Annotated in this window: 9 protein-coding genes; 6 read left to right on the top strand and 3 right to left on the bottom strand. The window is 52.2% G+C overall.

The window, feature by feature from the left end; all coding sequences use genetic code 11:
- The coding region (locus tag ACJMNB_RS05780; RefSeq protein ID WP_405339875.1) for an AAA family ATPase at positions 1–834 on the top strand (834 nt) is incomplete at its 5' end.
- Positions 835–928: 94 nt separating this feature from the next.
- On the opposite strand, the gene hisN is transcribed toward ACJMNB_RS05780, so the two are convergent.
- Both hisN and hisC read right to left on the bottom strand, forming a co-directional pair.
- Entirely contained in the window at positions 929–1,741 is an 813-nt protein-coding gene (gene hisN / locus ACJMNB_RS05775) for a histidinol-phosphatase (protein ID WP_405339873.1), read from the bottom strand.
- 11 nt (positions 1,742–1,752) lie between these two features.
- Entirely contained in the window at positions 1,753–2,847 is a 1,095-nt protein-coding gene (hisC, locus tag ACJMNB_RS05770; RefSeq protein WP_405339871.1) for a histidinol-phosphate transaminase, read from the bottom strand.
- Positions 2,848–2,893: 46 nt separating this feature from the next.
- On the opposite strand from hisC, the gene ACJMNB_RS05765 reads away from it, so the two are divergent.
- Complete coding sequence (locus ACJMNB_RS05765; protein ID WP_405339869.1) at positions 2,894–3,601, top strand: hypothetical protein; 708 nt, start codon at positions 2,894–2,896, stop codon at positions 3,599–3,601.
- Here the strand turns inward: ACJMNB_RS05765 and ACJMNB_RS05760 are convergent, their stop codons facing one another.
- Entirely contained in the window at positions 3,602–5,893 is a 2,292-nt protein-coding gene (locus tag ACJMNB_RS05760; RefSeq protein ID WP_405339867.1) for a DNA internalization-related competence protein ComEC/Rec2, read from the bottom strand.
- A gap of 168 nt (positions 5,894–6,061) precedes the next feature.
- On the opposite strand from ACJMNB_RS05760, the gene ACJMNB_RS05755 reads away from it, so the two are divergent.
- Genes ACJMNB_RS05755 through ACJMNB_RS05740 form a run of 4 tightly spaced genes read left to right on the top strand, consistent with a single transcriptional unit; the run spans position 6,062 to position 9,814 of the window.
- Positions 6,062–7,297 carry a hypothetical protein gene (locus ACJMNB_RS05755; RefSeq protein ID WP_405339865.1) on the top strand — a complete coding sequence of 412 codons (1,236 nt, stop codon included), beginning with the start codon at positions 6,062–6,064 and terminating at the stop codon, positions 7,295–7,297.
- Between the two features lie 4 nt (positions 7,298–7,301).
- Positions 7,302–7,871, top strand: a complete 570-nt coding sequence (locus tag ACJMNB_RS05750; RefSeq protein ID WP_405339863.1) for a DUF4416 family protein — start codon at positions 7,302–7,304, stop codon at positions 7,869–7,871.
- A complete protein-coding gene (locus ACJMNB_RS05745; RefSeq protein WP_405339861.1) occupies positions 7,868–8,854 on the top strand; it encodes a hypothetical protein in 987 nt (328 codons plus the stop codon). Before ACJMNB_RS05750 ends, ACJMNB_RS05745 begins: the two co-directional genes overlap by 4 nt.
- A gap of 12 nt (positions 8,855–8,866) precedes the next feature.
- The gene (locus tag ACJMNB_RS05740) at positions 8,867–9,814 is read left to right on the top strand and encodes an asparaginase (RefSeq protein ID WP_405339859.1); all 948 of its coding nucleotides are present in this window, start codon (positions 8,867–8,869) and stop codon (positions 9,812–9,814) included.
- Positions 9,815–9,824 lie beyond the last annotated feature (10 nt).

Below are 9,824 nucleotides of genomic sequence, written 5' to 3'. Positions count from 1 at the left end.
ATCTTGCGTAACCGTAGTGGTTTAAGCCGCGAGAATGCGCCGATTGGCAGTTTCTTGTTCCTGGGCCCGACGGGTGTGGGCAAGACGGAACTGGCGAAGGCGCTTGCCGTGGAACTGTTCGACGACGAGAACGCGCTGGTGCGTATCGATATGAGCGAATACATGGAAAAGCACAGCGTGAGCCGTTTGATCGGTGCGCCTCCGGGATACGTGGGCTACGAAGAAGGCGGCCAGCTGACCGAAGCCGTGCGTACCCATCCGTATTGCGTGATTCTGCTGGACGAAATCGAGAAGGCTCACCCCGACGTGTTCAACACGCTGTTGCAGGTGCTTGACGACGGTCGACTGACCGATGGCAAGGGCCGTACGGTGAACTTCAAGAACACCTTGATCTTGATGACGTCGAACCTGGGTGCCGCCCACTTCCAGAACCGTGCCGCTGCTGGCGCAGCTGGTGATGCAAAACCCGTGACGCTGAAGGAAATCGAGCCGGAACTCCGCGGATTCTTCAGGCCGGAATTCCTGAACCGCTTGGACGAAGTGCTGGTCTTCCAGAGCCTCACCAAGCCGCAGATCAGGGACATCGTGAAGCTGAAATTCAAGGGACTCGCCGAACGCGCTGCTCGCCAGGATTTGCGGCTCACACTGACCGACAAGGCGCTCAATGCCATTGCCGATGGCGCTTACCAGCCGGAATTCGGTGCACGCCCGATCCAGCGTTACCTGGAAAGGAACGTGGAACGCCCGCTGAGCCATGCTATCCTCGCTGGGGTCGTGAGTGCCGCAAAGCCGGTAACCATCGACTACGACGGTGCGGCATTCACCGTCAAATAAAGCTTCATACTCCTTCCTCCTAACCAAAAGACCCGCCCCAATAAAATGGGGTGGGATCTTTTATTATACATAAACAACAATCAGCAATAACGAATTACGGCTTCATGATTTTCGCGACTTCGTCGTGAATCAGGCCGTTCGAAGCCATGCTCGTGTAGCCTTCATAGATGGGGGCCACCGGCTTTCCCGTCGCATCGAAAAGGTTCGAGATGCCGTCGATAGTGCTGAACTTGCCGCCGGCTTCGCTGAACAGCAGCGGATACGGGGCGATGTCCCACAAAGAAACCACCGGGTCAATCATCAGTTCGGCGCGACCGGCTGCCACCAGGTAGTAGCCATAGCAGTCGCCCCAGCCGCGATGCAGCTTGGCAGCCCGACGCACGGCCGCATACTTTTCGCCGTAGCCCGCCGTTTCCATGGTATTCACCGTGCCCGAAAGCACCAGAGAATCCGAAAGCGATGCCACCTTAGAGCAATTCACCGGCTTACCATCGAGGAAGGCTCCGCCATCTTTGACAGCCCAAACCGCCGTATTCATGGCCGGAATGCGAATAAGGCTTGCGATAGGCGAGCCCTTCTTGTACAAGGCAATGAGCGTACCGAACAGGGGCACGCCGTGAATGAATGCCTTAGTGCCATCGATGGGGTCAATCACCCACTGGTATTCCGCATCAGGATTCTCGATGCCGAATTCTTCGCCAATCACGCCGAAGCCCGGAGTTTCCTTTTCCCAGAACTTGCGGGCGATTTCTTCGGTGCTCTTGTCGGCGATGGTCACAGGCGTGTTGTCCTTTTTCCATTCCACGCCGACACTTGCCTGAAAATACTTCATGATATTTTCTTGGGCAAGTTCAGCCGCCTTGAGGGCGATTTTCAAGAATTCTTGATTTTCTGCTGTCGCTGCCATAACACCTCCGGCTATTTAGCCTGAGCCACCCATTTTTTCACAAGGCTAACCAAGAGTTCGTTTTCTTCGCGCTTGCCGAGGGTCACGCGGATGTGTTCCGGAAGACCGAAACTTGTAAGACCGCGAACAATCATACCGTTCTTTTCGAGGAACAGCACCAAGTCCTTTGCCTTCGCGCCGATGCGCACGCAAATAAAGTTACCCTGCGTCGGCAACACCTTGAAGCCCAGCGATTCAAATTCCGGAGTCAGGTACTTGATACCTTCGGCATTGAGCTCGAGAGTGCGCTTGACGTGGTCCTTGTCAGAAAGGGCGGCAATAGCAGCCACTTGAGCAGCCTGGTTCACATCGAAGGGCGGCTTGATTTTCCACATGGCCTTAATCACTTCGGCACTACTCATGGCATAACCGATACGGAGACCTGCAAGACCGTAAATCTTACTGAAAGTGCGGTTGATGAACAAGTTCTTGTACTTGTCCAGCATATCGATCAGCACGGGGTAATCGCTTGCCGTTGCAAATTCGGAATAAGCCTGGTCGAGGAACACAAGCACATTGCTCGGAACCTTATCCAGGAATTCAAGCAGTTCTTCCTTGTTGTAGTAAACGCCAGTCGGGTTGTTCGGGCTGCAAATGAAGACCACACGAGTCTTGTCATTGATAGCCTTCAAAAGTTCCGAAAGCGGCGTTTTCTGGTCGCCCACACCGACACCGATAAAGTCGGCACCGTTAGAAAGGGTGGTAAACTTGTAGACAGAGAACGTGGGCGTAATGCCGACGCAATTGTCTCCCTGGCGGATAAAGGCCTTACCCACCATGTCGATGATTTCGTCGGAACCGTTGCCGATAACGATCTGTTCCGTCTTGACGCCATAAAAATCAGCAATGGCGTTGATCAGCTTGGGAGCATCACCGCGCGGGTAAAGGTGCAGTTGGTCCGCAACAGCGTGAAAAGCCTCGACCGCCTTGGGCGAGGCTCCGAGCGGGTTTTCGTTCGAAGCAAGCTTAACGACATCGGTCAAACCATACTTGGCACGGATTTCTTCCATGGATTTGCCGGGAACGTAATCAGAAAGTTTCAAAAGCTCTGGACGCGGATCAATCATAATATCCTCTTTTTTTGCGCCTAAAATTTAGCTATTTTTAGGGCGTATGAGATTCTCACGCATCGTTCTTTTTGCCCTAGCATGCCTTTGCGTCCAAAACGTATTCGCCTTGGACCGTATTTGGAACATGCGCTACACTTTTGGCCCTGAAACTCGACCCTCGCCCAAGTTCGCTGCCGGTGTAGGTCTCCGTTCCGACTTTGGCGATAATGTTCTCTTCCCCGTCAATATTATGGGGGCCTTGAGCAAGGAATGGGAACTCGGTGCCAAGGTGGACATGTACACTTACAATAAGCTCGACAACATGGAGGCTTCCATCGACCTGGGTGGCCGATACCGCATAGGCGCAGGTCGCTTCATCGAAATTGACGGCTATTTCGGACTTAACCGCAACAACGGAAGCGCCGTGGTGCTAACCTACGGTAAAGATGTTTATATCGCAAGCAACTTCTCTAACTTCTACGAAGCCCGCGCCGGCTTCCTGGATGGCGTTACCGGAGAAGACGGCTATGTCAAATTCTCGCTGGGAACCTCCCCCACCCTCCACTTCGGCCGTAGTTTCTTGTGCCTCATCGAAATTAACACCAGCGGAAGTGCCGGCCATTTAAGAGACGACTTTATGGTAGACATTATCCCCAAGATGGAAGCCACCTTTGGTGCAACCCGCGTACGTGTTGAATTCGATATCGGCATCATGCAAGAAGACAACAACGACCAGAAAAGCATCGCCCTTTACGTGATAACGGCGCTGTAATTACCTCAACATCGTATTGACCAGCATTGTATCGGAACGAAAGATAATATCAATCGTTCCTTTTTCAGCTGTATTCAAATAAGGAATCCCTAGCGAATCTAGCCTTTGAATCACCTGTTTACTCGGGTGCCTAAAACGATTCTTCCGTCCGCTAGAAACAATCGCCAGCTTCGGATCCACCCTTTTCAAGAAGTCCCTGCCGCTGGAAGTCTTTGAGCCGTGATGCCCCAGCTTCAGCACATCGCTTTGCAAATAGGAATCCGTTTTCATGATTTCCTTTTCGCCCTGCACCGTCAAATCTCCTGTCAGCAAGGCGGAATGTCCCAGGCCCCTTGCCCGAAAGGTAATGCTCTGGGTGTTGGCATCTATGCAGCGCTTGGTATCCGGATGAATCACCTTGATTTCAAAGAATTTTTCCTTGTACAAAATTCCGCGGGAAATGTCGCGGACAAGAATTCCTCGCCGGTAGGCTTCGACAATAATCTGCTGCCAGTTCTCCTTTTCATCAATTCTTGCGCAATCAGTAATCCAGAGTTCCTTGACCGGAAAGGTCTTGATAATGGAATAGGCTCCGCCAAAATGATCTTGGTCAGCATGGGTAACGATCAAGGCATCCAGGCTAGACACCCCTATATGGTGCAAATACGGGACCACAATATCTTTACCGGAATCCTGCCGTTTCGTATCACCCGCATCCACCAAGATATGAGCCCCCGAAGGTGTGGTAATCAAGTGGCTATCCCCTTGCCCCACATCAATGGTGGTCATTTTCCAGCTCGGCTTTATAACGGCACCATACCCCTTGTAGGCAAAGATTGCGGCAAACAGCAACATACAACACAACGAAAAACGCCTGGCAATGCGGTTCTTGGCAAAAAACGGGAATACCACGATCAAGAAACCGCACAACAAAAGCACCCATGGCTCAAACGGGCCAACCGTAACGGAAGCCTGCGAAGAGTCCGACAGCAAGCGTGTCAACAGGGACGCTAGCCTCAAAAAGAACCGCGACGCATAGCAAAAATGTTCCCGTAGCAAATCCAACGGAGAAAGCAGGGCAAACAATCCCGCCTGCATTCCCATAGAAATCGCGGGTACCACCACGATATTGCCAAGCCATGCAAAAGGCGAAAGAGTCTTGAAATGGTGAATCAAGAAAGGCGATGTAGAAAGGGTTGCACACAAGGTAACATAAGTCGGCTCCACCACCAAAGCTTGCAAACGTCCCCACCACTTGTTCTTCTGGATTTCTTCGGGCAGTTGCTTCAGGGGGTTCCAAAAGCCGCCCATCAAGATTCCCATGGTGGCCGCCACCGACAGCTGAAATCCCGGATTCCAGATGACTGCCGGTTCGGGAATCACAATGAATAAAAGCGCGACCCCCAGGCTGTTCAGGGTATTTGCCGGCCTTTGGAACAACGCGCCTACCTGCGGCACGGCAAACATGAGCACCGCCCGCCTTACGGCCGGCGACCCGCCTGTAACCGGGATGTACAGGAACAGCAAGGCGATTGCCAAAATTCGCACCACCCGATGCGGGAGCCCCGTCGCCTTCAAGAAAATCATCAACATTCCAGCTAGCAACACCACATGAAAGCCGCTAATGGCCAGCACATGGACAAGTCCCGAACGCTGAAAGTCACTCCGCAATGCATCGGGAATTCCGCTCCTGTCCCCCGCCAAAAGCCCAAGCAATAGCCCCGTCTCCGAAGGGTCCAGGTATTCGCTGAATCGCGACCCGATCCATTTGCGGAACTGATAAAAGCTGCGCTCCGGCACCCAGGTTTCATTGTAAACAGTCCAGTGAACAAATTTTCCATAAGCAGCAAGCCCTTGGGATTTGAGCCAGCCCCGAGTATCGAACGCCCCCGGCACCGTCGGCGGCATCACCGGATAAAAAGAAGCTTCGTAGCAAAGGGAATCTCCCGGCATGGGGTACCGCGGCAAATCCCGTTTTTCCGTCAAGCGAACCCTAGTACCAATCAATCGCTCCCCCGTCAAAGTTTGGGACGTTCGTATTACCACGGCCATACCGCTTTTCTTGTGCTGGGAACTTTCCACAAATCCACAGGCTTCTACTGCAGGCGAAGCATCCTCGACACGCTCCCCGGAATATTCATGAATTACAATCCCCAAAACAAGGCTAACCAGCACCACCCACTGCAAAGCCCGTTGAAACACATGAGTAAACAGCCCCAAGACTGGCAAGAGAACATAAGCGTAAGCCGGTTCGTCTAGGCTCGCCACAGTACCGATTACCACGATGGCACTCAGCAAAGCAGGTTTTCCCATGAGTGGGGTGAGAAGGTTTCGCAAATCGGTCGAATTTTTATTTATTTTACTAGATTTCATAGTTATGAAGCCTTAAAGAAGAGTCCCTATTCTATACACGCTTTTTTGGGCACTTCGGAGCTCGTTTTTATGAAAATTTTTTGTAAAAAATTTTGCGCATTGTTTTTTTTGAACATTCTCCTATTCTTTGCCGGCTGCGCAGAGGATGATTCCACAGAATTCACCCTTTATCCCGACAACAACAACCTTTTTTTCCGCAAGCTTTTCCCCAACGATCAAGCGCAAAACGATTCCGCAGCAGCATATCTTGCCCACGGCATTACGCTACAGGTTCACCCAAAGGCTACCTACGAACTGTCTTTTGATGTCGACCCTAATTTTGAAGCACCCACGTTACAGCTTTTTAGACTGGTCCTGAGCAAAGACGAAACCGAATGGCACCCCACCAAAGTTCGATCCCTAGAACCCACAATTGTTCAAGGCCGGTACGTCTATTCTTTTATATGCGAAGAAAATGACAAAGCGGATTGGGCGACATCGCTCGCTTTAGACGACACCTATTATCAGGGGCGAGTTTCAAACATTCGTCTTACCGGAGACGGAGCCTACTCGGACCACTTTTCAATCAACATGATTCTGGTCGGCAATATCGAGCAAGAAATCAAGGACTACACCATCGAGGAACTGGCATCAAGTTTGCTGAAGGAATTCCGAAAACAGTACGCCACGGTAACCATAGACACACTCTACATTAACCGTGCCGAAAAGCACCCCACCCTGGGTAGCAAATACCCCGCCAACGAGCCCTGGCTTGCCGGTTACTCTTCCAAGGACTTCTTTGTTTCTGAATTGGGCGGATGGCCTGGAGTCGAGAACGCTCTTGACATCGTACTCGTGCATTACATCAACAGCGATGGCGTTTTAGGCTATTCAAACCTGTTCAGCGGAAACCTTGGAAAAGGTACCGAAAGTACCGTGGTATTGGGCACCCATGTCAAGACCCCTTACGGCGAAGATGATGTATCCATGAAAGATATAGTCGAAACCGCATTGCACGAAACGGGGCATTTCTTTGGACTTAGGCACACCACCACCACCATTGCAGATGTTGAATATATCGTAAACTATTACGATTTTGGAGACTATTCAAACATAGAAGACGGACTTGAAGACACGCCCCGTTGCAACAGCACTCGCAGGGTCTTGCTGAAAGTTTCCAAAACAGATATCAACGCCCCCATGCCGAGAATTTACATTTCTAGCAACACTTCGAGTTTCGACCCAAGCAACTGTCCGGATGCAGACAACTACATGTTCCCCACCACCGTCAAGGACAAGGTGCTTTCGTTCAGCAAGCAGCAACTTGACATCATTCGCAAGAACCTGATGATTTTCCCGCACTAACGATATGAAGTCTTCTCAATTTTCTGAAAACGCACAGCTTTTAGCATTTGTTCTGCAGCCGGGTCCTGAATGGCAGTCCGAAGTGATTGACGCCTTGGAACGCACTTGGGGCAAAATTCGCCACAAGGGCAAACTTTTCGCCTTCGACAAGACGCCCTATTACACCCCCGAAATGGGTGAAGGACTTTACCGCGGCGTCGTCTCCTTTGAAAAGACCATTCCGCCAGAAACCATTGCCTTCGAAAAAGAACGCAGCAATGCGCTGGAACTCACCATGGCACAGGCCAGCGACCCTGACGCTCGCCGCGTGAATATCGACATCGGTTACATGGACTTGGACAAAGTGGTTCTCCCCAGCTACAAGCGCGGCCCCTTCAAGCTTTACGCAGGAAAGGGCGTGTGGCTCGATATGCTCCTGACTTATGCGAAGGGTGAATTCCACCCTACCGCCTGGGCTTTCGAAGACTTTAAACGGAATCCCTACCAGCACGATCTGCAACTCATTCGCGAGCGGTACAAGAAGGCCGGCAGCGGTAAAACCGACGCATCCAACGAAACAGCGGTACGACTTTGAAAAATATCGTCTCCATAGTCCTAGGCGTAATCGTCTTGCTCATTGGCATCCGCTGGTACATGCAACAATCGGCAGCCAAAGAGGCTTTTGACAAGCATGAAGCGTTAATCGTCGAAACCAACGAATGCCTTGAAATGGCAGAATGGAACTGCGCCGAAAAGAACGTGCGCATGCTCCTCAAAGAAACGCCCGATGACCAGAACTTGCAACTGCACCTGGCAGGAATCCTTTTTGAGCAGGAACGATACGAAGACTGCATCGCCTACATTCAATCCCGAAAATTCAGCCACAACGACTTGGATTACCTGAAGCAGAAAAGCGAATCCCTGATCCGCGAAATAGAAACTTTGGGCCTGGAACGCTCCATGCATTTCCGCGTGGAATTCGAAGGCCGCCCCGCCCGCAAAGACATCATGGAAGCGCTCGCGGTTCTTGAAGTCGCCTACGATTCCCTTTGCCACCTCTTTGACTTCCATCCCGAAAACAAGATGAGCCTGGTGCTTTACGAGTCTTCGCAGTACCAAGGTGTAGGCCCCCGCCCCGAATGGGTCGGCGCCGTATTCGACGGCAAGCTCCGTATTCCGGTGAACGTAATGGCCTACCGCGAAATTTACCGTCCCATGTTCTTCCACGAACTCACCCACGCATTCATACGCGCCATGACTCGTCACCATGTACCGCTGTGGGTCAACGAAGGTATCGCGCAGGTGATTGATGCCTCGCGCACGGGAATGGCAAGACCTGATGGTGAAGCCCCTAGCATCGAAGCTCTCACCACACCGTTCGTGAACGAAAACAACACCGGCACCGCCGTCAAACTCTACTGGTATTCGCAGGCCATGGTGGAACGCCTCTTGGCCCGCAACGCCGACCTGGTGCACTTCAGAAACTTCATCCAGAACATGCGCACCCTCGGCAACGAAGAAGCCCTCAAAAAATACTACGGCGTCACAGCGCAGCAATTATTGGATGAAGTAAGGTAGCGGAGGATTTCTATGGCGAAGAAAAAACATATCGTGATTCTTGCTACGGGCGGCACTATCGCTGGCGTCGGTGAACCCGGCAAAAATACGGGCTACGTGTCCGGGCAGATTTCCGCCGAAGACTTAGTCAAATCGGTGCCGGAGCTTTCGGAATATGCCGAGATTACGGCCGAGCAGATTTGCAATGTGAATTCCGACGACATGACGGACAAGCTGTGGATTAAGCTTTCCAACCGCATCGCCGAATTGCAGGCTGACGATTCCGTAGACGGCATCGTCGTCACTCACGGCACCGACACCATGGATGAAACGGCCTACTTCGTAAGCCTTACGGTCAAGTGCGAAAAAGCAGTCATTTTCACAGGCTCCATGAAGCCCGCTACCGCCAAGAACCCCGACGGCCCCGCAAACTTGCTGGGTGCCGTGCGCGCGGCAGCCGGCTTCGCCGTCGACGACGATCCTCCGGCAAATCTAGTGTGGGTATATTTCGCGGGCGAACTTTTCGACGCCCGGAGCGTACAAAAGTGCAGCGCTTCGGCGATTAACGCTATGGGCGTGAGCGCTCCCGGCGAAGGCTCCAACTGGAACGCCCTCAAAGAACAAAACTTCTTTGACGTCTCCAAGCTCGAAAGCTTGCCGCGAGTGAACGTGGTCTACTTTACGGTCGATGCCAACCCGAAGATTCTGGAATACGCCGCCTGCGTCTCCGACGGTCTCGTGATTGCGGGCGCCGGCTCGGGTGAATTCAGTCTCGCATGGGCCCGCGCCCTTGAAAAGATTGAAATTCCCGTGGTCGTTTCGACACGAATCCACCATGGGCTAGTGACTCTGAACGAAACGCTTGCCCCAGGCCGCATTTGCGCCGGTCGCCTGCCGCCTCAAAAGGCCGCAGTGCTTCTCAAGCTCGTACTCACCGCCACTACGAAGATGGACGAAATCAAGCGAGTTTTCGCCCTATAAAAAAGACGCG

Source organism: Fibrobacter sp. (assembly GCF_045131395.1).
Classification (GTDB): Bacteria; Fibrobacterota; Fibrobacteria; order Fibrobacterales; family Fibrobacteraceae; genus Fibrobacter.
The sequence above is the reverse complement of the archived record's forward strand: the minus strand, read 5'-3'. Positions and strand labels throughout refer to the sequence as shown.

Bases quoted from the DNA above. Each gene is read 5' to 3' on its own strand.
- ACJMNB_RS05740 (WP_405339859.1), top strand. From the start codon at position 8,867: ATGGCGAAGAAAAAACATATCGTGATTCTTGCTACGGGCGGCACTATC.
- hisC (WP_405339871.1), bottom strand. From the start codon at position 2,847: ATGATTGATCCGCGTCCAGAGCTTTTGAAACTTTCTGATTACGTTCCC.
- hisN (WP_405339873.1), bottom strand. From the start codon at position 1,741: ATGGCAGCGACAGCAGAAAATCAAGAATTCTTGAAAATCGCCCTCAAG.
- ACJMNB_RS05765 (WP_405339869.1), top strand. From the start codon at position 2,894: ATGAGATTCTCACGCATCGTTCTTTTTGCCCTAGCATGCCTTTGCGTC.
- ACJMNB_RS05760 (WP_405339867.1), bottom strand. From the start codon at position 5,893: ATGGGAAAACCTGCTTTGCTGAGTGCCATCGTGGTAATCGGTACTGTG.
- ACJMNB_RS05750 (WP_405339863.1), top strand. From the start codon at position 7,302: ATGAAGTCTTCTCAATTTTCTGAAAACGCACAGCTTTTAGCATTTGTT.